Source organism: Roseateles subflavus (assembly GCF_030285365.1).
GTDB classification, from domain to species: Bacteria; Pseudomonadota; Gammaproteobacteria; order Burkholderiales; family Burkholderiaceae_C; genus Roseateles_B; species Roseateles_B subflavus.
In genome coordinates this window covers 537,838-562,352 of the sequence record NZ_JASVDS010000003.1, presented here as the reverse complement: position 1 = coordinate 562,352, position 24,515 = coordinate 537,838, and the positions used below count along the sequence as shown (strand labels likewise).

Here is a 24,515-nt window from a genome sequence, read left to right as displayed (position 1 = left end):
CTGCCGACGCACTTCTTGCTCTCTCGCCAGCTGCCGCCAGCCTCCACTCCCCCACGCGGGCACCCACGCCCCTGCCAGGAGCCGCGCATGCTGAGCCTCACGACTTCCCGCCAACCCGTCCTCCCCGGAGGGCCCCGTCATGTGTGATCCCAAGACGGTGACCGCCCCCCTGCCCGACGCCCCCGTGGCGCCGCCGGAGCTGACCCTGCCCAACCATGTCCTCGGCTCCCGACGCCGCCGGCTGTGGGAGCTGCCGTCGCAGGCGCTGTGCCCCGTCATCGGCGCCTGCCTGCCACTGGCCGTGCTGCGCAAGCGCGTCGGCAAGGCGCTCGGCGGGGAGGCGCTGGTGCAGGACTACGAACTGCACTGCGGCGCCATCCACGAATGCAAGCAGCGCGGTCGCATCGCCGAGCTCCTGAACCGGGAGCTGGACCAGCGCTACGCCATCGCCGTCCGGCAGGCCGCCCGCCTCAAGACCACGGTGCAGCTGCGCGACGCCTGGCGCCAGGCGTCGGCCGGCGCGGAGGTCGCCGGCGCGCTGTGGGCGACGTTGAGCCATCCACGCTGCGACGCGCTGCTCCAGGACGAGGTGCTGCAGGACATCCACATGATCCAGCACCAGGTCGGCAGCTCGCACCGCGCCGACCTCCAGCGCATCCAGGCCCTGACCCACGAGAACGGCGTGCTCGGCGCGGAGCTCGGGCGCGCGCAGCAGCGCAGCACCCAGCTCATCGCGGAGCGTGACCGCCGCATCGACGAGCTGCTCGCCCAGCAGCTGCGCGCCCGCGCCGAGCTGGTGCTGCGCGACAGCCGCATCGCCGCCCTGCAGAGCGAGCTGGACACGCTGCACGCCACCCAGCCCGCCTTGCGCCAGGCGCTGCTGCGGGAGCGCCAGCTGCTCGACGGTCAGGCGCGCATCCAGCAGCTCGAGCAGGACCTGCAGCGTGTGCGGCGGGCCTTGCGCCAGGCCGAGCAGGGCCAGGTCGCGACCGCGCGCGCCATCGAGACGCCGCTGCCGGACGAGGAGCGCCCCGCCCCGTCGCTGCCGGCGGCGCCGCTCGTGGCGCTGGAGCACCAGGCCGTGCTGTGCGTCGGGGGTCGCGCCGCGACGGTCCCGGTCTACCGCCGCCTCGTCGAGGCCCGCGGCGCCCGTTTCCTGCATCACGATGGGGGCGAGGAACACGCCGTGACGCAGCTGGACGCCACGCTGGCGGCGGCCGACCTCGTCATCTGCCAGACCGGCTGCATCAGCCACGACGCCTACTGGCGCGTGAAGGAGCACTGCAAGCGGCATGGCAAGCGCTGCGTCTTCGTGGACCAGCCCAGCCGCAGCGGCCTGGTGCGGGCCCTCACGGCGCTGGCCGGGCCGGATGAGCCGGCGCGGCCCGCGCCGCCGGCAGCGCTGGGCCCGGTCGCGCCCACCGCAGCGAATCCGGCGGGCCTTGACCTCGCCCCATGACAGCGCCGCGCTTCGGGGGCATCATGCGGGACACCCGATCGATTCAAATATATTTACAATATTCGCATCGAGACTCCCTCATTCCTCCTGCGAGACAAGCCCATGAGCGCTCCCCTGCACCCTCTCTACATCGGCGGCGAATGGCTGGACGGCCCGCGCCAGCGTGACAACCTCAACCCCTCCGACACCCGGGACGTCATCGGCCGCTACGCTCAGGCGGACGTCGCCCTGACCGAACGCGCCATGGCCGCCGCCGCCGAGGCCGCGCCGGCCTGGGGCCTCAGCAGCCCGCAGGTCCGGGCCGACGCGCTGGACCGCATCGGCAGCGAGATCCTCGCCCGCAAGGACGAGCTGGGCACGCTGCTGTCCCGCGAGGAGGGCAAGACGCGGCCCGAGGGCATCGGCGAGGTGGCGCGCGCCGGCGCCATCTTCAAGTTCTTCGCCCAGGAAGCGCTGCGTCTGCGAGGCGACAAGCTCGCCTCGGTGCGCCCCGGCGTGGAGGTGGAGGTGACCCGCGAGCCGCTAGGCGTCGTCGGCCTGATCACGCCCTGGAACTTCCCGGCCGCCATCCCGGCCTGGAAGCTCGCCCCCGCCCTCGCCTTCGGCAACACCGTCGTGCTCAAGCCGGCGGACCTCGTGCCGGGCTCGGCCTGGGCGATGGCCGAGATCATCAGCCGCGTCGGGCTGCCGGCCGGGGTCTTCAACCTGGTGATGGGCCCGGGCTCGCAGGTCGGCCAGACCCTGCTGGACGACCGCCGTGTGGCGGCGCTCAGCTTCACGGGGTCCGTGGGCACGGGCCAGCGCGTGGCGCAGGCCGCGGTGGCGCGCGGGGCCCGCTTCCAGCTGGAGATGGGCGGCAAGAACCCCTGCGTGGTGCTGGACGATGCCGACCTCGACGTCGCGGTGAACTCGGTGCTGCAAAGCGCCTTCTTCTCGACGGGCCAGCGCTGCACGGCCTCCTCGCGGATCATCGTGCAAAAAGGCATCTATCCGCGCTTCGTCCAGGCCCTGGGCGAGGCCACGCGCGCGCTGCGCGTGGGCGACGCGCTCGACCCGCAGACGCAGATCGGCCCTGTCGTCGACGAAGCCCAGCTGGCGCAGGACCTGAAGTACATCGACATCGCCAAGGCCGAGGGCGCACGCCTCGTGTGCGGCGGCGAGCGCCTGTCGCTCGACAAGCCCGGCTTCTACCTGCAGCCCGCCCTCTTCGCGGACTGCGACAACGCCATGCAGCACTGCCGCGAGGAGATCTTCGGCCCCGTGGCGAGCGTGATCCCCGCAGACAGCTACGAGCACGCCCTGGCGCTGGCCAACGACACGCCCTTCGGCCTCTCCGCCGGCATCTGCACGACCTCGCTCAAGTACGCCAGCCACTTCAAGCGCCACGCGCAGGCCGGCATGGTGATGGTCAACCTGCCGACCGCGGGGGTGGACTACCACGTGCCTTTCGGCGGCCGCAAGGGCTCCAGCGTGGGCCCGCGCGAGCAGGGCAGCTACGCGGCGGAGTTCTACACCACCGTCAAGACGGCGTACGTGCAGCCCTGAGCGCGGCATCGCGGTGCCAGGGTCGTGCTAGGGTAGCGACCCTAACCCTGTCCTTGCGCACCGCATGTATCGACCGTTCTCCCGCTCGCTGCTCCTGGGCGTGCTCTGCCTCGCGGCCAGCCTGGCCCGCGCCGACGACTGCCCCACGCCAGCCGCCCTGGCGCCGCTGCTGCAGACCGACGGCATCTTCCTCGGCGAGCTGCATGGCAGCGTCGAGGTGCCGGCCCTGGTCGACTGCCTGGCGCGCACCCTCTCCGCCGAGCTGGCGGGCCGGCGCCGCGTCACCGTGGCGCTGGAAGTGCCGCCGGATGCCCTCGACGACGCCCATCCCTTCTGGCGCGGGCAGGACGGGCGCGCCTCGCAGGCCATGGTGGCGCTGCTGCGCTCGCTGGCCGCACAGCAGGCCCGCCAGCAGATCGAGCTGATCGGCTTCGTGCCGCCGGAGGACTACCCGGATCAGGCGGACTACGAAGTCGCCATGGCCCGCCGGCTGGATGCCGTGCCGGCCGGGCATTTCCTGCTGGTCCTGGCGGGCAACTTCCACGCCAGCCGCCCGCCCCCTGGTCGTCCGGGCATGGGCTGGAACCTCGTGCCCGCGGGCGCGCACGTCAAGCGGCGCATGGCGCATGTGCTCGCGGCCTACGGCCAGGCCTCGACGTCCTGGTTCTGCATGGGAAGCCGTTGTGGCGCCCATGACCTCCGTCCTTCGTCCTACGCAGCGGATCAGGCCCCGGGCCTGCACCCGCTGGGCCGCGACGGCTGCGACCATGTCTTCGTCCTGCCCCGCCTGAGCGCCTCCCCGCCCGCCCAGGCCGCACCACCGGGCGGCAACCCTGTCACCTCGCCCTGAAATCGTGCAAACAGCACAAACCAATTGCAGACCACCCTGAGTGCGGGGATGGTTGGTAACAGCTTGATTCCTAGAATCCGCCCCCATCAACAAAGGCCGAATGGCCAAGGGCGTCGAAGGGAAATCATGCCAATGAAGCGAGGGAACTCCGTGGGGCTGCGTGCCCGTCTGGCCTGGGCGGCCGGCTTGACTGGTCTCACACTGGCACAGGCCGCAAGCGCGGCACCGGTGATCGACCTGGGAGTGGCGTCGCAGTACAGCGCCTTCATCTTCGGGGACGTGAAGGCGGCCAATGACGTCGAGGGCCGCCTGGCCGTCGGCGGCTCGCTGACGGCCAACGGCCTGAGCGTCGGCTACCGCGCCCCCGCCGGCAGCAACGGTCCGGCCCTGGTCGTGGGCGGCGACGTGCGCTTCACCAATGGCCGCATCTACTCGACGGCACCGGACACCGTGAAGGACAGCAGCGCCGGCGAAGGCAATCTGGTGCCCTGGGATCCGGCCCTCGCTCGCTACGGCAACAGCTTCGGCGTCTTCGGCGGCCTCAACAAGGGCTCGTCCGGCTACCTGGACCTGCGCGCCGAGCCCAAGATCAGCAGCCTCGTCGACTTCAAGGCGGCCCAGCAGCAGCTCACCGCGCTCTCCGGCTCGCTGGCCGCGCTGACCAGCACCGGCGCCGTCGCCCAGCCCTGGAGCGACATCAACCTGACGGGCACCGGCAAGGCCGGCGCCGTCGAGGTCTTCGACATCCTCCTGGGCAGCAAGAACAAGCAGGGCAGCAGCTGGGTCATGCCGAGCCTGAGCCTCAAGAACGTCGCGGCCGACGCCTGGGTGGTGATCAACGTGCTCAACGAGGGCGACGTGCAGCTGACCGGCGCCTTCACCGGCTTCAAGCCGATCCAGGAAGCGCAGGGCAAGGTGCTGTTCAACCTGGCCAACGCCAACCGCGTGAAGCTGGGCTGGGTGGATGGCAGCGTGCTCGCCCCCAAGGCCGACCTCTACGGCCAGGGCCATGTCGAGGGCACCGTGATCGGCGCCTCGATCTCCCAGGCCTTCGAGATCGGCTGGGAGCCCTTCACGCCCACGCCCCGCAACGAGAACCAGGTGCCGGAGCCGCAGATCGGCTGGCTCGCCGGCCTGGCCCTGCTGGCTGCCGGGCTGGCCTCGCGCCGCCGCCAGGCCTGACGCTCGCGCGCTTCATCGGGAAGAACGCAAAGGCCCTCCGCTGGAGGGCCTTTTGCATGGCGCAGCCCCCACGGGAGGGAGGCCGCAACGGACCGTTCAGTGGATCGCCGGGATCTGGCGCAGCGCCTTCACGGCGCCCTCGCCCATGGCGGCGCCGAAGCGCTTGGCCAGACGTTCGGCGACGTTGTCACGCGGGGTGTAGTCGATCACCTCCTCGGCCTTCACCACCTCACGGGCGACGAAATCGAGGTTGCCCAGGCCGTCGGCCAGGCCCAGCTTCACGGCCTCCTCGCCATTCCAGAAGAGGCCCGAGAACATCTCCGGCGTCTCCTTGAGCCGCTCGCCCCGGCCCTCGCGCACGACGGCGATGAACTGGCGGTGGATCTGGTCCAGCATGGCCTGCGCGAAGGCCTTCTGGCGCGGGTTCTCCTTGGTGTAGGGGTCGAGCATGCCCTTGTTCTCACCCGCCGTGAGCAGGCGGCGCTCGATGCCCAGCTTCTCCATGAGCCCCGTGAAGCCGAAGCCGTCCATCAGCACGCCGATGGACCCCACGATGCTGGCCTTGTCCACGTAGATGTCGTCGGCCGCGGCGGCGATGTAGTAGGCGCCGCTCGCGCAGATCTCCTCGACCACGGCGTAGACCTTCTTGCCGTGCTTGGCCTTGAGGCGCTGGATCTCGTCGTAGACGATGCCGGCCTGCACCGGGCTGCCGCCGGGGGAGTTGATGCGCAGCACGACCGCCTGCGCGCCCTGGTCCTCGAAGGCGTTGCGCAGGGCCGCCAGCATGAGCTCGGCACTGGCTTCCGTGTCCGCGGAGATCTCGCCGCGGACCTCGACCAGCGCGGTGTGCGGCGTGTTCGGGGCCGTCACGTGGTGCGGCTGGTAGAACAGCGCCCAGGCCACGAACAGCGCCAGACCCAGCCACAGCAGGCGGAAGCCGGTGCGCCAGCGCCGCTCGGCGCGGCGGTCGCGCAGGTAGTCCTGGGCGAACTGGGCCACCAGGGCCTCGTAGCCGCCGGCCCCGGCGGGTGCGGCCACGGACGCTGCAGCCGGCGCAGGGGCCGGCGCCGCGGGCGCGGCCTGCAGCATGTCTTCGGGGCGGGCCGTGGCGTCCGGCAGGATGCGCGGCTGATCGTCGTTGGGGTTCATGGGTGATGGCTCGATGCGGGGCCCGCGGTGGCCGGCCCCGGCGTGGGATGGGGGCGGGCTCAGTCCTCGAAGGCGGGCTTGGTGTCGCGGCTAGGATACCAATAGACCTTGCCCTCGCGCTCCTGCACGTCGATCTTGTGCAGGCCGATGCGGCCGCACATGCCGGTCACGCAGCGGCCGGTGAGCGGGTCGTACACGGCGCCGTGGATGGAGCAGATGATGTACTGCTTGTCGCCGTCCAGGAACTCCCCTTCCTGCCAGTCCATCTCCGTCGGGACATGGGCACAGCGGTTCAGGTAGGCGACGGCCTGGCCCTCGTAGCGCAGCGCGAAGGCGCTCGCCGGCTGGCCGTACTGCAGCACCTCGAAGCAGTGCGCCTTGCCGCGCTCCGGCAGATCGGCGGCATCGCACAGCAGCAGGCCGTCGCCGGCGGGGGGAGTGGTGCTGGAATTCATGGACAGGTTCCGGAGGGGGTCAGGCGTGCTTCAGCAGCCAGTCGTGCAGCGCGGGCACCGAGTCGGCAATGTGCACCGGCTCGAATGCCCCGAAATGCTCGGGGTCATGGGCGCCGTAGCTGACGCCCAGCGCATCGCAGCCGGCGTTGCGCGCCAGCTGCAGGTCGTGCGTGGTGTCGCCGATCATCAGCGTCCGCTCCGGCTCGACCGCGAACTCGCGCATCAGCTCTTCCAGCATCAGGGGATGTGGCTTGCTCTGGGTCTCGTCCGCGGTGCGGCTGGCGTCGAAAACCCCCTGCAGCGCCACATGGCGCAGCGCCTCGTCCAGGCCGCTGCGGCTCTTGCCCGTGGCGATGGCCAGCCAGTGATGCCGGGCCTTGAGCGCCTGCAGCAGCGGCTCGACGCCCCCGAAGAGGCACAGCGCCTCGTGCTGGGCGAAATAGTGCTTGCGGTAGGCCTGCCCCATCTCCGCATAGCGCTCGCGCGGCAGCTCGGGGGTGGCGATGGCCAGGGCCTCGTACAGCCCCAGGCCGATCACGTGCGCGGCGCGCTCGCGCGGGGGCACCGGCAGGCCGAGGTCGGCCGCCGCGCCCTGGATGGCCTGGACGATCAGGGCCGTCGAGTCGAACAGCGTGCCGTCCCAGTCGAAGACGATCAGGTCGTAGCGTTGCGGGCGAAGAACGCTCATCGGGCGGTGCCTTGGCGAAGCTGGCGGACCAGGGCGTCGCAGTCCTCGGGCAGCGGGGCCTTCAGCTCGATCTCCTGGCCGCTGGCCGGGTGGGTGAAGCGCAGCAGGCGCGCGTGCAGGAACATGCGGTCGAAGCGCAGGCCGGGCACGGTCACGCCGCGGGCCAGGGCCTTGTTGGCCTCGAAGTCGCCGTACTTCGGGTCTCCCGCGATGGCATGCCCGGCCTGGGCCAGGTGCACGCGGATCTGGTGGGTGCGGCCGGTCTTGATCGTGACGTCGACCAGGCTGAAGCCGCCCAGGCCCTCCGCCAGCTTCACGAGGCTGATCGAGCGCTTGGCCTGCTCGGCCTGCGGATCGTGCGAGGACGTCACCGCGCGCACCCAGCGCTCGCCGTCGCTGCCGACGAACTTCAGCAGCGGCACGTCGATCACCGTCTGCCCCTTGGGCCAGGCGCCCCACACGAGGGCAGCATAGGTCTTGCCCGTCTCGCGCTCGCGGAACTGGTCCTGCAGCGCGTTGAGGGCGCTGCGCTTCTTGGCGATCAGCAGCAGGCCGGAGGTTTCCTTGTCGAGCCGGTGGACGAGCTCCAGGAACTTCGCCTGCGGCCGCGCCTGACGCAGCTGCTCGATCACCCCGAAGCTCACGCCGGAGCCTCCGTGCACGGCCACGCCGGCCGGCTTGTTGATGGCGATCAGGTGCTCGTCCTCGAAGACCACGGGGAACTCGCGGGCCGGCACCGGCGCCTGCGCCGCGGTGCTGCGCTCCGGCAGCCGCACGGGCGGCACCCGCACGACGTCCCCCAGTTCGACGCGGGTGTCCGCCTGCGCCCGCCCCTTGTTCACCCGCACCTCTCCGGCCCGGATCACGCGGTAGACATGCGTCTTGGGCACACCCTTGAGGATCTTCAGCAGGAAGTTGTCCAGGCGCTGGCCGGCGGAGCCCTCGTCGATGGTGAGCAATTGCACGGCGGGGGCCACCTTGGGCGCTGCGGCTGTCCCCTGCGCGGGGGACGGCGCCGGGGCGGCCGCGGCCGGACGGGCGGCGGCCCGGCTTGCGGCGCGCGGCGTTTCGCCCGGTTTCATCGTGGTCGGCGCCGGGCGGCGGCCGGGCTGGGGGGCGGCTGGCCCGCGCCTGGCGCCCTGGTCGCTTCCCGAACTCGGGCTGCGACCTTTAGCCCCTATAATCTTCCGTACCACGATTGCGTTCTAAGTATTTGATTTTTCTGATTTTACCTGTGGGTGAGCCGCGGGGATACAAAGAACGCAGGAGTGGTAGGGCCTGGAACAGGCGGTCGGCGGCGCAAGCCGGCGTCCGATGACCGGCTCTCAACAATTTGGTGAAGCAACGTGTCAGCCTGCCCGGCGGGCCCTGTCCCCAAGCGACAGCGGCGGTCGGCGGGTCGGCACGGAAGAGCAACGCAGAACGGACCACGCCTGGCCGAGGGGCTATCACCCCGCGGTCGGCACGAATAAGGTTTTTCATCGTGTGAGGCCCCCCGGTCAAGAGCCGGAGGCCTCATGCCAGCGCCCAGCAGTTCCTCGCGGATGAATCCCAGCAATCCCCCCACCCCCCGCCGCATGCGCGCGCAGCCCCGGTCGCTGACCGGCCGCCTGCCCTGCATCAGCCGCGGCCGGGTCGCGCCAACGATGGTGGCGCGTTCACGGGAGGGAGGCTCCGCGCCCCCTGTTGAAGCGCACGCGCCAACGCTGCCGGCCTGATCGCGAATCTCGCGATCTCCAGCAGTCCAGGGCGATTCCTTCCTCGGTTCCACCGCGTTTCTCGTGCTGATGTCGGTCGCCCGCGGGTTCACGCCCCGTGCGACGTGTGCTGCGCGCCGCGCGGGCTGGTTTCGGCCAGTCTGAACGGCGTGTAAGGAGAAACGATGAAACGCATGCTGATCAATGCGACGCAGCCGGAAGAACGGCGCCTCGCAATCGTCGATGGCCAGAAGCTGCTCGACTTCGAGACCGAAATCGAAGGCCGCGAACAGCGCAAGGGCAATATCTACAAGGCCGTCGTGACGCGGGTCGAGCCCTCGCTCGAGGCCTGCTTCGTGGACTACGGCGAAGACCGCCACGGCTTCCTGCCCTTCAAGGAAATCTCCCGCCAGTACTTCCGCGAAGGCGCGGACGTCCGCTCGGCCAAGATCCAGGACGCCATCAAGGAAGGCCAGGAACTGCTGGTCCAGGTCGAGAAGGAAGAGCGCGGCAACAAGGGCGCCGCCCTGACCACCTTCATCTCGCTGGCCGGCCGCTACCTCGTGCTGATGCCGAACAACCCCCGTGGCGGTGGCGTCTCGCGCCGCATCGAGGGCGAGGACCGCGAGGAGCTCAAGGAGAACCTCGACCAGCTCGAGTACCCCAAGGGCATGTCCCTGATCGCCCGCACCGCCGGCATCGGCCGCACCGCGGCCGAGCTGCAGTGGGACCTCAACTACATGCTCAAGCTCTGGACGGCGATCGACGACGCCTCCGGCGGCGGCAAGGGCGCCTACCTGATCTACCAGGAAAGCTCGCTCGTCATCCGCGCGATCCGCGATTACTTCACCGCCGACATCGGTGAGATCCTGATCGACACGGACGACATCTACGAGCAGGCCCACCAGTTCATGAACCACGTGATGCCGGACAACGCGCATCGCGTGAAGCGTTACCGTGACGACGCCCCGCTGTTCAGCCGCTTCCAGATCGAGCACCAGATCGAGACGGCCTTCAGCCGCACGGTGAATCTGCCCTCCGGCGGCGCCATCGTGATCGACCACACCGAGGCGCTGGTCTCGGTGGACGTCAACTCGGCCCGCGCCACCCGTGGCGGCGACATCGAGGAGACCGCGACCCGCACCAATCTGGAAGCGGCCGACGAAATCGCCCGCCAGATGCGTCTGCGCGACCTGGGCGGCCTGATCGTCGTCGACTTCATCGACATGGAGGAGTCCAAGAACCGCCGTGAGGTCGAGCAGCGCCTGCGTGACGCCCTGCGCCAGGACCGCGCCCGCGTGCAGTTCAGCTCCATCAGCAAGTTCGGTCTGCTCGAGCTCAGCCGCCAGCGCCTGCGCCCGGCCCTGAGCGAAGGCAGCCACATCACCTGCCCGCGCTGCAACGGCACCGGCCACATCCGCGACACGGAGAGCTCCGCGCTGCAGATCCTGCGCATGGTCCAGGAAGAGTCCATGAAGGACAACACCGCCGCCGTGCACGTGCAGGTGCCGGTGGAGGTGACCAGCTTCCTGCTGAACGAGAAGCGCACCGAGATCACCAAGATCGAGCTCAAGCAGCGCGTCACCGTGCTGCTGGTGCCCAACAAGCACCTCGAGACCCCGAACTACAAGCTCGAGCGCCTGCGCCACGACGACCCCCGTCTGGAGAACCTGCAGGCGAGCTACACCATGATCGAAGAGCCGCAGGACGAGGTGGGCATCACCCGCCGCGGCGGCGACGACAAGGGCAAGAGCAAGCAGGAACCCGTGATCAAGGGCATCCTGCCCGAGCAGCCCGCCCCGGTGGTGCCGCCCAAGCCGGCCGCCGCCCCCGCGGCACCGGCCGCCGCCGCAGCGCCTGCTGCCGCCGCACCGGCCGCGACGAGCTCCGGCTTCTTCGGCTGGCTCAAGAAGGTCTTCGGCGCTGGCGAAGCGCCGGCCGAGGAAGCCAAGCCTGCCGAGACCGAGCGCAAGGACGGCGCCAAGCGTGAAGGCCGCGAAGGCGGCCGCGACGGTGGCCGCGACGGCCGCCGCCGTGATCGTGGCGACCGCGGTGAGCGGGGCGAGCGCAAGGACGGCAAGGGCCGTGGCGAGCGCGGTGAAGGCAAGGACGGCCAGCGCGCCGAACGCGGCGAGCGTGGTGAACGCAACGCTGAGCGTGGCGAGCGTGGCGAGCGCGGTGAACGTGGTGAACGCGGCCGCCGCAACGAGCGTGGCGGCGACCGTGCCGAGCGCCAGGACGCCCCGGCGCAGGACGGCAACCGTCCGGAGCGTGCCGAGCGGGCGGAGCGTGGCGAGCGCGCCGAACGTGGTGAGCGTGGTGAGCGTGGTGAGCGTGGTGAGCGCGGTGAGCGGGGCGAAGGCCGCCGCAACCGTGGCGAGCGTGGCGAGCGCCAGGAGCGCCCGGCCGCCGAGGTCCAGGCCCTGGTCGAGACGACCGGCACCGAGTCCCCGACCGCGTTCCAGGACACCATCCCTGATGGCCTGGCCCCCGAGGCCGCCGGCGAGGAACGCCAAGGCCGCCGCCGCCGCCGTCGTGGTGGCCGTGACCGCGACGAGCGCGGTCCGGACGCAGGCGCCGAAGGCGTGAGCAGCTCGGACACCGAGCAGGCCCCCGCCGCCGAAGCCGCTCCGGTCGACGCCGCCCCCGTGGCATCGGCTGAAGCCCAGGGTCAGGACGCAGTGACGGCCGAGGCGCCGGCCGACGGCGCTGCCGGCGAGGAAGGCCGCGATGGCCGTCGCCGCCGCAGCCGTGACCGCTACCGCCGCGATCGTCGCGATGGCCAGGCGGGCGAAGGCAACGAAGGCGCCGAGGGTGCCGAGCAAGCCCCGCAGCAGCTGGAACTGGTGAGCGAGTCGGCCGAGGCCGCAGCAGTGGCACCGGTGGCCGCATCGGCCGAGGCCCCGGCACCGGCTCCCGTGGCCGCGGCACCGGCCCCCGCCGTGGTCGCCGAGGCCCCGGTCGCCCCCGCCGTGCCGGCCTATCGCCTGCCGATGACCGACCTGCACGGCATCGCCGAAGCCGCCGGCCTGCAATGGGTGAACTCGGACGCCGACAAGGTGGCCGCCGCCCAGGCCGCCATCGCTGCCGAGCCCCAGCCCGTGCGCGTGCCGCGCGAGCGTCCGCCGGTGATGGTGCTGGACGAAGGCCCGCTGGTGCTGGTCGAGACCCGCAAGGATCTGGCCCAGGTCAAGCTGCCCTTCGAGCAGCAGGGCTGACCCCGGCCGGCCCCGCGCCGGCTGTTGGTCCGCAGACACGCCGCCGTGGCTCACGCCCGGCGGCGTTTTTCATTCCATGGCAGGAGCGGGCTAGGGTTGGCACCCTGGCAGGCCCTGCCTTTTCGCCTACAGTTCCAGCCCTGCTGCACCCAGCACTGCCGCCAGCTGCGGGCGACCCGCCCGCGGCCCGACACAAGGACTCACCGTGACCCAGACTGCCAGCACCGCGGCGCCCAAGATGCCGCCGCAGATTCCCTACATCATCGGCAACGAAGGATGCGAGCGCTTCAGCTTCTACGGCATGCGCAACATCCTGACGGTCTTCCTGATGACCAGCCTGCTGATGGCCATCCCCGAAGACCTGCGCAAGGCCGAGGCCAAGGAGGTGTTCCACACCTTCGTGATCGGCGTCTATTTCTTCCCGCTGCTCGGCGGCTGGATCGCCGACCGCTTCTTCGGCAAGTACAACACCATCTTCTGGCTGAGCCTGCTCTATTGCTGCGGCCACGCCTGCCTCGCCATCTTCGAGAAGAACATCACCGGCTTCTACACCGGCCTCTTCCTCATCTCCCTGGGCTCCGGCGGCATCAAGCCGCTCGTGAGCTCCTTCGTGGGTGACCAGTTCGACAGCAGCAACCGCAGCCTCGCGCAGAAGGTCTATGACGCCTTCTACTGGATCATCAACTTCGGCTCCTTCTTCGCCTCGCTGCTGATGCCCATCTTCCTGAAGGAATTTGGCGCGAGCGTCGCCTTCGGCATCCCGGGCATCCTGATGGGCATTGCCACGCTGATCTTCTGGAGCGGCCGCAAGAAGTACATCCACACGCCGCCCGTGGCCCATGACCCGAACAGCTTCCTGAAGGTCGTCATCAGCGCGCTGAAGACCGGCGGCCCCGGCCTCGCCGTCGCGCTGATCGGCGTCGTCGGTGCGGTGGGCAGCTTCGTGCTGATGAAGCAGATCGGCTTCGTGGCGAGCTTCTGCCTGGCCCTCGTGCTGCTGATGGGCTTCGGCGGTGCCGGCGCGGCACTGCAGCTGGGCAAGGCCTCCGACGCCCACCCGCCCGAGGCCATCGAGGGCGTGCGCGCCGTGCTGCGCCTGCTGGTGCTCTTCGCCCTGGTCACGCCCTTCTGGTCCCTGTTCGACCAGAAGGCCTCGACGTGGATCCTGCAGGCCGACCAGATGACAAAGCCCGCCTGGTTCCAGTCCTCCATGATGCAGGCGCTGAACCCGGCGCTGGTGATGATCCTCATCCCCTTCAACAACCTGGTGCTCTACCCCACGCTGGAGCGCATGGGCCTGCGCATCACCGCACTGCGCCGCATGGGCGCGGGCATCGCGCTCTCGGGCGTGGCCTGGATCGTCGTGGGCGGCCTGCAGCTGTGGCTGGACGACGGCCACACGGTCAGCATCGTCTGGCAGATCCTGCCCTACGCCATCCTCACGCTGGGCGAGGTGCTCGTCTCGGCCACCGGCCTCGAGTTCGCCTACAGCCAGGCACCGCTGCCGATGAAGGGCGTGATCACCAGCTTCTGGAACCTCTCGGTGACCATCGGCAACCTGTGGGTGCTGCTGGCCAACAGCAGCGTCAAGAGCGAAGGCGTGACGGCCTACATCAAGGCCACGGGCACCAGCGTCACGGCCTTCCAGATGTTCTTCTTCGCCGGCTTTGCGCTGCTCGCCGCCCTGCTGTTCGGGCTGTATGCGCGCGGCTACCGCATGCTGGACAACTACCGCAAGTAAAGCGCCCTTGGCCTGACGGCCGAGCGCCCGGGTGTGGCGGCCACCACGTCGGCCACCACATCTGTACGACATCAGCCGACCGATGCGTCCCGTGCGCCGGTCGGCTTTTTCATGCCTGTGCCGCACCGCCAGCCGCCCGCGCTAGGTCGCCGCACCACAGGAACGCATAAGGATCATCTACCTCCTGAGGGGGATGCGATCGGCGTGGCCGCTGACAGATCGGGCCACTAAGATGCGGCGCGAAGGAGAGCCCATGTACACCTGCCCCCTCTGCCGCACCAAGACCCTCGGGATCTGGCACGTGCTTCTGGCGCAGCCAGGCCAGGTGCTGAGCTGCGGGAACTGCCAGGGTCACGTCCGTGTCCAGCACCCCGGCAAAGCCGTGACGCTGATGCCGTGCGTGCTGGGTCTGCTGGCCATCGGTCGCTCCGGGAACAACATGGTCCTGGACGCCGCCATCCTGGTGATGATGTCGTCCTGGCTGTTCCTGCTCTTCTACCGCTGCGTGTCGCTCACCAGCGTCCCGCTCAGCCTCGACGGCGCCTGAACTCACCCATCACCTAACAACACAGAGGAGGACCCCATGTCCCACACCCCCCTGCGCCGGCTCGTGCCGGCCGCCTGCCTGTCCCTCGCACTGGCACCCGCGCTCGCCCTCGCTGACGATGCGCCCGTCACGATGAACCTCATGCCGCTGCCCGGTACGCAGCAGCAGCACGACTTCCGCATCAAGGCGGTCACCGACATGAAGTTCAAGGCCCGCGAGGGGGCCAGCGACGAGGAGATCCAGCAGATCAACGCCAAGATGGGCGCGGTCAAGATGCCCATGACCATGACGCTGCAGATGAGCCAGCGTCTGCAGGCCGGCAAGAAGGACGCCCAGGGCCACATCCCGGTGACGGCCCGCATCGAGTACGGCACGATGGAAATGCGCATGGGCGATGGCGACCTGGTGCCCGGCATGCCCGCCAAGCGCATGCCCAGCATGCAGTTCAACGCGGACATCATCGACGGCCGTTACGAGAACATCCGGCTGTCGGGCGAAGGCGCCGCGCAGCTGCCGCCGCAGATGATGGAGGGCGTGTTCCGCAAGACCTTCGACGCGCTTGCCCAGATGAACGGCACGCCGCTGCGCGTCGGTGAATCGGTGGAGATGCCGCTGGAGATGAACGTGCCGCTGCCGAGCCTGCCCGGCGGCAGCAACGCGGGCAAGATGAGCGCCCGCTACACGCTGACGAAGGTGGAGGCCGGCGTGGCCTACTTCGACATCGGCGCCACCATGGACTTCAAACTGGACCTGCCGATGCCGGCAGCCGCCGCCAGCGCCGCCAGCGCCGCCAGTGCGGCGGGCGACGCCGCCCCGGCGCCCGCCTCGCTCCAGCTCGTGATGACGGGCAGCGGCACGGGCCACCTGCAACTGCGCCTCGCGGACCGCCTGCAGCAGCGCACCGACCTGGACCTGCGCATGGACATGCGCATGCCCATGCCCGACGGTCACTCGATGCAGATGAACCTGCAGATGGACATGGCCGGCGTGGGCAAGGCGCTCCCGGCTGGCCCGGCCAAGCCGACCAGCAAGCCGGCCAGCAAGCCGGCGACCACTCCGGCATCGCCCACCGCCAAGTCCGCTGGCGACAAGGCCAAGGCCGCGAAGTAAGACGGGCGTCGGGGCGAGCCGGCCCGGGCACCACCCGACCGCCGCCCCGACCGCCGCCCGCCCCTGGCGCCCTGCGCCGGCGGCTTAGAAGTTCAGCTGCTGCAGCGCCAGGTGATAGCCCGGCTCGTGCATCAGCTCCTCCCAGCTCAGCGGGGCCTGCTGCGACAGCAGACGCTGGCGGCGGCCCTCGCTTTCCATGCTGGGCTGCCAGCGGCCCTGCAGCGCCGCGTCTTCCAGGGACTGCAGGACCTCGTCCAGCACGCGGCCGCCCTCTTCCACCGACTGGTTGCACAGCAGCGCGATGTCGCAGCCGGCATGCAGAGCCGTGATCGCCGCCTCGGCGAAGCCGATCTCACGCCCCTCCAGCACCCGTGCGCCGCGCATGCCCAGGTCGTCGCTGAAGACGAGGCCGGCAAAGCCCAGGCGCTCGCGCAGGATCTCCTGCAGCCAGCGCGGCGAGAAGCCCGCCGGGCGCACATCGACCTTCGGATAGATCACGTGCGCCGGCATCACGGCGGCGAGGCTCAGGTGCAGCCACTCGAAGGGCTTGGCGTCCTCGGCGAGGATGGCCTTGAGGCTGCGCCGGTCCACCGGCACGTCCACATGCGAGTCCGCCTTCACGAAGCCGTGGCCGGGGAAGTGCTTGCCGCAGGCGCCCATGCCGGCAATCAGCTGCCCCTGCGCCACGCTCTTGGCCAGCAGGCCCACGACGCGCGGATCCCGATGGAAGCTGCGGTCGCCGATCACCGAGCTCTCGCCATAGTCCAGGTCCAGCACCGGGGCAAAGCTCAGGTCCACGCCGCACGCCCGCAGCTCGGACGCCATCACATAGCCCAGCGCCGTGGCCGCCTGCGTGGCCCGCATGGCATCCGCCATCCAGAGTTCGCCCAGGCGGCGCATGGCCGGCAAGGGCGTGAAGCCGTCCGTGCGGAAGCGCTGCACGCGGCCGCCTTCCTGGTCCACGGCGATGACGAGATCGGGCCGCAGGGACTTGAGCTCGCCGCACAGCGCGGTGAGCTGCGCGCGGCTCTCGAAGTTCCGCGCGAAGAGGATCAGCCCGCCCACGAGCGGATGGCTCAGGCGCTCGCGCTCCTGCGGGCGCAGCGTGGTGCCGGCGATGTCCAGCATGAGGGGGGCGTGGAGCAGCATGTCCATGGGGCGCTTTCTATCGTTGCGAGGCCCAGCGCAGCGCGCGGGCCTCGTGGTCCTTGATGAAGGGATCCTTGCCGTCCATGTAGGCGGCCATGTCCTCGGGATGGGCGGCGGCGAGCGCGCGCTTGAGCGTGCCATAGGCCGCCCTCACGTCCGGGTGGGCGATCAGGTAGTCGCGAAAGGCCAGGTGGCGCCGGGCCTCGGCGCTGCCCGCCTCGAAGGCGTGCAGGTGATGCGTCCGTTGCCCCCGGGCGTCCGTTTTGCGGAAGTAGCGGCGCCCCGGCAGGCCGAACTCGCCCTTGGCCTCCCAGCCCAGCGCGAGCAGCGCGTCGCTGCGGCGGTCCAGCGCCGCGAGGTCGGGCACCTCCAGCAGCATGTCGATGATGGGCTTGGCGGCAAGACCTGGCACCGAGGTGCTGCCGATGTGGTGCAGCGCGCCGCCGGCATCGCCCAGGGCCTGCGTCACGCGCGAGGCCTCGGCCTCGAACGCCGCCGGCCACGAGGCCTGGTAGGACAGTACCTGGACCGCCGGGCTCATGCCGGGCCGGCTCCGCGGGTCTCGACGACCACGAAGGAGGTGGCGTAGTCCGTCTCGTCGCTGACGCTGACATGGGCCTGCAGCCCCTTCGCCTCGAACCATGCCTTCAACTCGCCGTGCAGGCGGATCTCCGGCTTGCCGCTGGCGGCCTTGACGATCTCGCAGTCCCGCCACGTCATGGGCATGCGCAGGCCCAGGCCGATGGCCTTGGAGAAGGCTTCCTTGGCCGAGAAGCGCGTCGCCAGGTAGGCGATGCCGCGCGCGTCAACGCGGGCGCGCCGCTCGCGGAACACCTCGATCTCATGCGGCCCGAGGACCTTTTCGGCAAAGCGCTCCCCGCGCCGCTGGAGGGTGTCCGCGATGCGGCGGATGTCGCAGACGTCCGTGCCGATGCCGTAGATCATGTCGATGCGTCCTTTCGTGGCGCGCCGCCGGCCTCAGGCGTAGGCGCGCTGGATGCTGCGCTGGTAGTCGCGCACCGTCTCGGCGTAGCCCAGCTCCAGGGCATCGGCGATCAGGGCGTGGCCGATGGAGACCTCCAGCACGCCCGGCACCGCCTTGAGGAAGGCCGTGAGATTGGGGCGATTCAGGTCATGCCCGGCATTGATGCCCAGGCCCAGCGCCAGCGCGGCCTCGGCCGTGGCGGTGAAGCCGGCGAGCACCTCGGCCTCGCGCGGCGTGCCGAAGGCGCTCGCGAAGGTCTCGGTGTAGAGCTCGATGCGGTCGGCGCCCAGCGCCGCCACCTGCGCCATGGCCGCCGGCATCGGGTCCATGAAGAGGCTCACACGCACCCCCAGCGCCTGGCATTCCTCGATCAGCGGGCGCAGGCGCTCGCCGTCCGCGGGCAGATTCCAGCCGTGGTCGGAGGTGAACTGGTCCTCGGCATCGGGCACGAAGGTGACCTGGTGCGGGCGGACCTGTCGCACGAAGTCCATGAGGTTCTGCGTCGGGTTGCCCTCGATGTTGTACTCGGCCTGCGGCCAGTCCTTCAGCAGGGCAGCCAGCTCGTGGACGTCCTCCGTGCGGATGTGCCGAGCGTCCGGCCGCGGGTGCACGGTGATGCCCTGGGCCCCGGCCTGCAGGCAGAGCTCCGCCGCGCGGCGCACGCTGGGGATGCCCAGGTGGCGGGTGTTGCGCAGCAGGGCCACCTTGTTGACGTTGACAGACAGCGCGCAGCGGCCTTCGTGGCGCAGGGCTTCGGGAGCGACGAGGGGATTCATGGCATCAGTCCAGCAGTTTTTGCAGATCCAGCATCACGGCGCGCGTGCGCAGCGGCTTCTGGCCCAGATGATAGTGAAGCAGGCCGCGCAGGCAGCCCTTGAGCGCGGGCAGGCACTCCGCACAGGCCTGCTGCAGGGCGGCCTGCGAGCCATGCAGCAGCGCGGCCTGCAGCTGCACCAGCTGCGTGGCGCCGAAAGCCGGCGCCTCGTGGCTCGGCACGCTCACGCCGGTTTCGGGGCCCAGCATGTACAGACGGTCGGGATCCAGCGGCCGCTGCGTCTGCGTGACCACGCTCAGGTCCGGGAGCAGGCCGAGATCGGCCAGCAGGCGCAGCTCGAAGGCGCGCAGCGCGGCCTGGCTGCGCTGGTCTTCGTCTTCGCGCAGCAGCGGCAGCGTGGCCGCATAGGCGTCGAAGATGCCGGGATGCGGATCCTGGCGCGCCAGCAGCTTCAGCAGCAGCTCATTGAGGTAGTAGCCGGCGAAGAGCGCCGCGCCGGTCGGCAGCGTGTGGCCGCCAGCCCATTCGGCGGTGCGCAGGGTCTGGACCTCGGTCTCGCTGCGCTCGTCACGCGAGGGCTTGCTGAGGCCGACCTGCAGGCGCTGGAACGGCAGCAGCACCGATCGCAGCTGGGAGTACGGCCGCTTCGCCCCTTTGGCGACCACGGCCAGCCGGCCCTGCTCGCGGGTGAAGAGGTCGAGGATGAGACTGGTCTCGCTCCAGTCGTAGTGGTGCAGCACGAAGGCCGGCTGCGTGCTGGGCAGCCGAGGGGCGCGGGTGACCATTCAGGGCCGCCGCGGCCACTCACTCGTAGCCATAGGTGCGCAGATGCTCTTCGTTGTCCGCCCAGCCGGAGCGGACCTTGACCCACAGCTCCAGGAACACGCGGCCGTCCATCAGGTGCTCCAGCTCCTGCCGGGCCTCGGACCCGATGCGCTTCAGGCGCTCGCCGCCCTGGCCGATGATCATGCCCTTGTGCGCGTCGCGCTCGACCACGATGGAGGCCGAGATGCGGCGCAGCTCGCCCTCGTCTTCCCACTTGTCGATGACGACGGTGGACGTGTAGGGCAGCTCGTCGCCGGTGAGGCGGAAAAGCTTCTCGCGGATGATCTCGGTGGCGAGGAAGCGCTCCGAGCGGTCGGTCAGCGCATCCTCGTCATAGAACCAGCCCTGCTCAGGCAGGTAGGGCTTCAGGATCTTGAAGAGCCGGGTGACGTCGGCCTCCTTGCGGGCCGACAGCGGCACGAACTCGGCGAAATTGCGGCGCTCGGCCATGCCCTTGAGCCACGGCGCCAGTTCGGCGCGGCGGTGCACGGCGTCGAGCTTGTTGGCGACCAGCACCACGGGCTTGTTCTCGGGCAGCAGGGCCAGCACCTTGGCGTCGTCCAGGCCGAAACGGCCGGCCTCGACCACGAACAGCACCAGGTCCACGTCCGCCAGCACGCCGTGCACGGTGCGGTTCAGGTTGCGGTTCAGCGCCGCGTTGTGCTTGGTCTGGAAACCGGGGGTGTCGACGAACACGAACTGCGCCTCGTCCATCGTGCGCACGCCGGTGATGCGGTGGCGCGTGGTCTGGGCCTTGTCCGAGGTGATGCTCACCTTCTGGCCCACGAGGGCGTTCAGCAGCGTGGACTTGCCCACATTGGGGCGGCCCACGATGGCGATGAGGCCGCAGCGTTGCGGCAGCCCGGACTCGGGCGCGGTGTCGTTCATGTCAGTGACCTTTGGAGCGCCTGTGGATGGCGCGAATGCATGGCCCGGTGCGGCTCCCGTCCCGTCAGGACGAGAGCGCGGAACCGGGCTTGTCGCGCGCCAGCAGATCCTCAAGCATACGCTTGGCGGCATCTTGCTCGGCGACACGGCGGGAGCGGCCTTCGCCGCGCTTGCTCATGGCCAGGGCCGGCACCGCACACTCGACCTCGAAGGTCTGGTTGTGGGCCTGGCCTCGGGTCTCGGTGATGCGGTAGCTGGGGACGGCCAGCCGGCGGGCCTGCAGCCATTCCTGCAGCGCCGTCTTGGCGTCCTTCGCCCAGGTGTCGCTGGCCGAGGTGTTGATCAGCTCGCCCAGCAGGCGGCGCACGATCTCGCGGGAGGCCGGATAGCCGCCATCCTCGAAGGCCGCCCCGATGATCGCCTCGGTGGCATCGGCCAGGATGGACGCCCGCTGGGCGCCGCCGCCCCGGGCCTCGCCTTCGCTCATGCGCAGCACCTGGGGCAGGCCCAGGCCCAGCGCCAGCTTGTGCAGGCTTTCCTCGCGCACGAGATGGGCGCGGATGCGGGTGAGGTCGCCCTCGTCGGACCCGGCGTAGCGCTCGTACAGCAGGCTGGACACCGCCAGGCTCAGGACGGCGTCGCCGAGGAACTCCAGGCGCTCGTTGTGGTCCGCGCCGAAGCTGCGGTGGGTCACGGCCCGCTGCAGCAGCCCGCTGTTCTTGAATTGGTAGCCCAGCCGCGTCTGCAGGGCGTCCAGGGGGTGGCTCATGGCGCAGGCACCTGTCTCGGCACGGGTCTCAGTGAGACTGCCCCTCGTACTTGATCACCAGCGACACCGGGCCGAAGAGGTCCACCTGCTTGTCGTAGGCGAAGCTGATGCGGACGCGCTCGTCTTCCTTGGTGATGATGAGGTCCTGCGGGCCGATGCTGGTGATGGAGTACTCGACCTGCTTGATGCGGTCGAACTCCGCCCGTGCCAGCGGCACGGTGGCCGGGTTGCCGCGCGCGATCTTGTCCACGGCGTGCTGGATGGTGTAGTACTCCATCACGGTCGGGATGGTGCGGGCCGCCACGAGGCCCGTGAAGGACAGAACCACGGCCCAGAACAGCAGACCCAACAAGCTGATGCCAGCCTGGCGACGGTGCGCACGCCTCATTGCCTCTCCTCGCTGAACAGAAAGTGCCGCAGTATCCATGGGCGGCTCAATCAAAGAATCCAACACGCTTGGGATTGCTGAAGTTCATCCAGACCATGAAGGCCTTGCCGACGATGTTCTCGTCCGGCACAAAACCCCAGAAACGGGAGTCGCGGGAATTGTCCCGGTTGTCTCCCAGCATGAAGTAGTGTCCCGCGGGCACCTTGCAAGTCAAGCCCTCACCGTTGTAGGTGCACTGGTCCTGGAAGGGGAAGGGGCCGTCCTTGCGATCGGGGCGGAAGAACTGCTGGCGGTTCATGTCCACCAGCAGCTTGTGCGGCTTGTCGCCCAGCTGCTCTTCGTAGCGGCTGCGCATCTGCATGCTGTCTTCGTCGTAGTAGGCGTCCACGGCCTTGACGTCGACCAGCTTGCCGTTGAGGTACAGGTGCTGATTGCGGTAGCTCACCTCGTCGCCCGGCAGGCCGACGACGCGCTTGATGAAGTCCATGCGCGGGTCCTCCGGGTAGCGGAAGACCATGACGTCGCCCCGCTGCACGTCGTGGTTGCTGATGATCTTCTTGTTGATCACCGGCAGGCGGATGCCGTAATGGAACTTGTTCACCAGGATCAGGTCGCCCACGAGAAGCGTCGGCACCATGGAGCCGGACGGGATCTTGAAGGGCTCGAACAGGAAGGACCGCAGCACGAACACGATGACGATCACCGGGAACAGGCCGGCCGTCCAGTCCATCCACCAGGGCTGGCGCAGGACCTCTTCCTTGGCGGCGATGATGTCACCGTCGACGCGGGCGATGCCCTGGGCGGCCAGCGACTCGCGGCGCTTGAGGTCGGCCACTTCCAGCGCCTGGGCCGCCTTCTCGCGGGCCGGGGCGAAGTGGAAACGCTCGGCCAGCCAGTACAGGCCGGTCACCACGGTGAGGATCAGCAGCAGCAGGGAGAAGTTCCCCGTCCATTGCCCCGCATACCAGCCGCCGCCATAGACGATCAGGGCCGCGAACAGAATCCCGGTCAGTGCACTCATGTGGATGTGGTTCAGTCTTCGACTTGGAGGATGGCCAGGAAGGCCTCTTGCGGCACCTCCACGCTGCCGATCTGCTTCATGCGCTTCTTGCCCGCCTTCTGCTTTTCCAGCAGCTTGCGCTTGCGGGTGATGTCGCCGCCGTAGCATTTTGCCAGCACGTTCTTGCGCAGCGCCTTGATGTCCTCGCGGGCGATGATCTTGGCGCCGATGGCGGCCTGCAGCGAGACGTCATACATCTGGCGCGGGATGATCTCGCGCATCTTGGCGCAGACCTGGCGGCCCCGGTACTGGCTCTGGCTGCGGTGCACGATCAGCGAGAGCGCATCGATGCGGTCGCTGTTGATCAGCATGTCGACCTTGACGACGTCGGAGGCGCGGTACTCCTTGAACTCGTAGTCCATGGAGGCATAGCCGCGCGACACGGACTTCAGCTTGTCGAAGAAGTCCAGCACGATCTCGGCCAGCGGGATCTCGTAGGTCAGCATGACCTGGCGGCCGTGGTAGGCCATGTTGATCTGCACGCCGCGCTTCACGTTGGCGAGCGTCATCACCGGGCCCACGTATTCCTGCGGCATGTACAGGTGCACCGTCACGATCGGCTCGCGGATCTCCTGGATCTTGCCGATCTCAGGCATCTTGGAGGGGTTCTCGACCTCGATGACCTCGCCGTCGCCCAGCTGCACCTCGTAGACCACGCTCGGGGCCGTGGTGATCAGGTCCTGGTCGAACTCGCGCTCCAGGCGTTCCTGCACGATTTCCATGTGCAGCAGGCCGAGGAAGCCGCAGCGGAAGCCGAAGCCCAGGGCCTGAGAGACTTCGGGCTCGAAGCGCAGCGACGCGTCGTTGAGCTTGAGCTTCTCGAGGGCGTCGCGCAGCTGGTCGTACTCGCTGGCTTCCGTCGGGTACAGACCGGCGAACACCTGCGGCTGGATTTCCTTGAAGCCCGGCAGGGCCGACTCGGCGGGGCCAAGGTTGTTCGGGAGCTTCTTCTCCAGCGTGATGGTGTCACCCACCTTGGCGGCGGCCAGCTCCTTGATGCCAGCGATGATGAAGCCCACCTCGCCCGCATTGAGTTGGTCACGCGACTCGCTCTTGGGCGTGAACACGCCCAGCTGGTCGGCCGGATAGACGGCGTTGGTCGCCATCATGCGGATGCGCTCGCCCTTCTTCAGCGTGCCGTCCACCACGCGGACCAGCATCACCACGCCCACGTAGTTGTCGAACCACGAGTCGATGATCATGGCGCGCAGCGGCGCTTCCACGAGGCCCTGGGGCGGCGGCATGCGGGTGATCACGGCCTCGAGGATGTCGTCGATGCCCATGCCGGTCTTGGCAGAGCAGGGAATGCCGTCGGTGGCGTCGATGCCGATCACGTCCTCGATCTCGGCCTTGGCGCGGTCCGGGTCGGCCTGCGGCAGGTCCATCTTGTTCAGGACGGGCACGACTTCCACGCCGAGCTCCAGCGCGGTGTAGCAATTGGCCACGGTCTGGGCTTCCACGCCCTGCGACGCATCCACCACCAGCAGCGCACCTTCGCAGGCGGACAGCGAGCGGCTCACCTCGTAGGAGAAGTCCACGTGCCCCGGGGTGTCGATCAGGTTGAGGTTGTAGACCTGGCCGTCACGGGCCTTGTACTTCAGCGCGGCCGTCTGTGCCTTGATGGTGATGCCACGCTCGCGCTCGATGTCCATCGAGTCCAGGACCTGCGCTTCCATCTCGCGGTCCGACAGGCCGCCGCAGCGCTGGATGATCCGGTCCGCCAGCGTGCTCTTGCCGTGGTCGATGTGGGCGATGATGGAGAAATTGCGGATGTGATTCATGCTTTTCTTTGCTGCGCCAGATCCGTGGACACAGCGACCGTGTCGCTGCTGCGCAAGCGCTGATCGCGGGGGCGACGGAAGAGGCGCGCAAGCGCCGTGCTGGGGCTAAAAAAAAGGCACGTCGAAACGGTGACGCGCCTTCCAACAAAAACGTATGGCAACTGCTTGTTGGGCTTCCATTGTAGCCGAGCGTCCGCCTGGAAACCGCACCGTCATTGGCTTTCCGGCCGTTGCGACCCGCCAACAAGGATTTC

22 protein-coding genes are annotated in these 24,515 nt (G+C 69.3%); 8 read left to right on the top strand and 14 right to left on the bottom strand.

Annotated elements, in window-relative coordinates; all coding sequences use genetic code 11:
* Nucleotides 1–139 precede the first annotated feature (139 nt).
* The 4 genes from QRD43_RS13520 (at nucleotide 140) to QRD43_RS13505 (ending at nucleotide 5,036) form a co-directional block, all read left to right on the top strand.
* Entirely contained in the window at nucleotides 140–1,459 is a 1,320-nt protein-coding gene (locus QRD43_RS13520; protein WP_285982991.1) for a DUF2325 domain-containing protein, read from the top strand.
* A gap of 102 nt (nucleotides 1,460–1,561) precedes the next feature.
* The gene (locus QRD43_RS13515) at nucleotides 1,562–3,004 is read left to right on the top strand and encodes an aldehyde dehydrogenase family protein (protein ID WP_434063875.1); all 1,443 of its coding nucleotides are present in this window, start codon (nucleotides 1,562–1,564) and stop codon (nucleotides 3,002–3,004) included.
* A gap of 64 nt (nucleotides 3,005–3,068) precedes the next feature.
* Nucleotides 3,069–3,854, top strand: a complete 786-nt coding sequence (locus QRD43_RS13510; RefSeq protein ID WP_285982990.1) for a hypothetical protein — start codon at nucleotides 3,069–3,071, stop codon at nucleotides 3,852–3,854.
* A 126-nt stretch (nucleotides 3,855–3,980) separates the two neighbouring features.
* The gene (locus tag QRD43_RS13505) at nucleotides 3,981–5,036 is read left to right on the top strand and encodes a choice-of-anchor A family protein (protein WP_285982989.1); all 1,056 of its coding nucleotides are present in this window, start codon (nucleotides 3,981–3,983) and stop codon (nucleotides 5,034–5,036) included.
* 96 nt (nucleotides 5,037–5,132) lie between these two features.
* Here QRD43_RS13505 and QRD43_RS13500 read toward each other — a convergent pair whose 3' ends face one another.
* The 4 genes from QRD43_RS13500 to QRD43_RS13485 are packed head-to-tail and all read right to left on the bottom strand — an operon-like array spanning nucleotide 5,133 to nucleotide 8,293.
* Nucleotides 5,133–6,185 carry a S49 family peptidase gene (locus tag QRD43_RS13500; RefSeq protein ID WP_434063874.1) on the bottom strand — a complete coding sequence of 351 codons (1,053 nt, stop codon included), beginning with the start codon at nucleotides 6,183–6,185 and terminating at the stop codon, nucleotides 5,133–5,135.
* A 59-nt stretch (nucleotides 6,186–6,244) separates the two neighbouring features.
* Nucleotides 6,245–6,640, bottom strand: a complete 396-nt coding sequence (locus QRD43_RS13495; protein WP_285982988.1) for a Rieske (2Fe-2S) protein — start codon at nucleotides 6,638–6,640, stop codon at nucleotides 6,245–6,247.
* 19 nt (nucleotides 6,641–6,659) lie between these two features.
* On the bottom strand, nucleotides 6,660–7,328 hold the full coding sequence (locus tag QRD43_RS13490; RefSeq protein WP_285982987.1) for an HAD family hydrolase: 669 nt from the start codon (nucleotides 7,326–7,328) through the stop codon (nucleotides 6,660–6,662).
* On the bottom strand, nucleotides 7,325–8,293 hold the full coding sequence (locus tag QRD43_RS13485; RefSeq protein ID WP_342399041.1) for an RluA family pseudouridine synthase: 969 nt from the start codon (nucleotides 8,291–8,293) through the stop codon (nucleotides 7,325–7,327). The genes QRD43_RS13490 and QRD43_RS13485 overlap by 4 nt, the downstream gene beginning before the upstream one ends.
* A gap of 917 nt (nucleotides 8,294–9,210) precedes the next feature.
* On the opposite strand from QRD43_RS13485, the gene QRD43_RS13480 reads away from it, so the two are divergent.
* The 4 genes from QRD43_RS13480 (at nucleotide 9,211) to QRD43_RS13465 (ending at nucleotide 15,641) form a co-directional block, all read left to right on the top strand.
* Nucleotides 9,211–12,243, top strand: a complete 3,033-nt coding sequence (locus tag QRD43_RS13480; protein WP_285982985.1) for an Rne/Rng family ribonuclease — start codon at nucleotides 9,211–9,213, stop codon at nucleotides 12,241–12,243.
* 238 nt (nucleotides 12,244–12,481) lie between these two features.
* A complete protein-coding gene (locus QRD43_RS13475; RefSeq protein ID WP_285983191.1) occupies nucleotides 12,482–13,984 on the top strand; it encodes a POT-type proton-dependent oligopeptide transporter in 1,503 nt (500 codons plus the stop codon).
* Between the two features lie 253 nt (nucleotides 13,985–14,237).
* The gene (locus tag QRD43_RS13470) at nucleotides 14,238–14,531 is read left to right on the top strand and encodes a hypothetical protein (RefSeq protein WP_285982984.1); all 294 of its coding nucleotides are present in this window, start codon (nucleotides 14,238–14,240) and stop codon (nucleotides 14,529–14,531) included.
* A 36-nt stretch (nucleotides 14,532–14,567) separates the two neighbouring features.
* Complete coding sequence (locus QRD43_RS13465) at nucleotides 14,568–15,641, top strand: hypothetical protein (RefSeq protein WP_285982983.1); 1,074 nt, start codon at nucleotides 14,568–14,570, stop codon at nucleotides 15,639–15,641.
* A gap of 84 nt (nucleotides 15,642–15,725) precedes the next feature.
* Here the strand turns inward: QRD43_RS13465 and nagZ are convergent, their stop codons facing one another.
* The 10 genes from nagZ to lepA all read right to left on the bottom strand — a co-directional run bounded on the left by nagZ (nucleotide 15,726) and on the right by lepA (nucleotide 24,261).
* Nucleotides 15,726–16,790 (bottom strand): beta-N-acetylhexosaminidase, encoded by a 1,065-nt coding sequence (gene nagZ / locus QRD43_RS13460; protein WP_285983190.1) that lies wholly within the window; start codon nucleotides 16,788–16,790, stop codon nucleotides 15,726–15,728.
* Nucleotides 16,791–16,806: 16 nt separating this feature from the next.
* On the bottom strand, nucleotides 16,807–17,331 hold the full coding sequence (locus QRD43_RS13455; protein ID WP_285982982.1) for a GrpB family protein: 525 nt from the start codon (nucleotides 17,329–17,331) through the stop codon (nucleotides 16,807–16,809).
* Complete coding sequence (gene acpS / locus QRD43_RS13450; RefSeq protein WP_285982981.1) at nucleotides 17,328–17,735, bottom strand: holo-ACP synthase; 408 nt, start codon at nucleotides 17,733–17,735, stop codon at nucleotides 17,328–17,330. The genes QRD43_RS13455 and acpS overlap by 4 nt, the downstream gene beginning before the upstream one ends.
* A gap of 33 nt (nucleotides 17,736–17,768) precedes the next feature.
* Nucleotides 17,769–18,551: a pyridoxine 5'-phosphate synthase gene (locus QRD43_RS13445; RefSeq protein ID WP_285982980.1), complete on the bottom strand. Its 783-nt coding sequence runs from the start codon at nucleotides 18,549–18,551 to the stop codon at nucleotides 17,769–17,771.
* 4 nt (nucleotides 18,552–18,555) lie between these two features.
* Nucleotides 18,556–19,335 carry a DNA repair protein RecO gene (recO, locus tag QRD43_RS13440; RefSeq protein WP_285982979.1) on the bottom strand — a complete coding sequence of 260 codons (780 nt, stop codon included), beginning with the start codon at nucleotides 19,333–19,335 and terminating at the stop codon, nucleotides 18,556–18,558.
* Between the two features lie 19 nt (nucleotides 19,336–19,354).
* Nucleotides 19,355–20,263, bottom strand: a complete 909-nt coding sequence (gene era, locus QRD43_RS13435; RefSeq protein WP_285982978.1) for a GTPase Era — start codon at nucleotides 20,261–20,263, stop codon at nucleotides 19,355–19,357.
* Between the two features lie 64 nt (nucleotides 20,264–20,327).
* Nucleotides 20,328–21,032 carry a ribonuclease III gene (gene rnc, locus QRD43_RS13430; protein ID WP_285982977.1) on the bottom strand — a complete coding sequence of 235 codons (705 nt, stop codon included), beginning with the start codon at nucleotides 21,030–21,032 and terminating at the stop codon, nucleotides 20,328–20,330.
* 28 nt (nucleotides 21,033–21,060) lie between these two features.
* Nucleotides 21,061–21,420 (bottom strand): DUF4845 domain-containing protein, encoded by a 360-nt coding sequence (locus tag QRD43_RS13425; RefSeq protein WP_285982976.1) that lies wholly within the window; start codon nucleotides 21,418–21,420, stop codon nucleotides 21,061–21,063.
* A 46-nt stretch (nucleotides 21,421–21,466) separates the two neighbouring features.
* The gene (gene lepB, locus QRD43_RS13420) at nucleotides 21,467–22,441 is read right to left on the bottom strand and encodes a signal peptidase I (RefSeq protein WP_285982975.1); all 975 of its coding nucleotides are present in this window, start codon (nucleotides 22,439–22,441) and stop codon (nucleotides 21,467–21,469) included.
* Between the two features lie 11 nt (nucleotides 22,442–22,452).
* Nucleotides 22,453–24,261 carry a translation elongation factor 4 gene (gene lepA / locus QRD43_RS13415; protein ID WP_285982974.1) on the bottom strand — a complete coding sequence of 603 codons (1,809 nt, stop codon included), beginning with the start codon at nucleotides 24,259–24,261 and terminating at the stop codon, nucleotides 22,453–22,455.
* Between the last annotated feature and the right edge of the window lie 254 nt (nucleotides 24,262–24,515).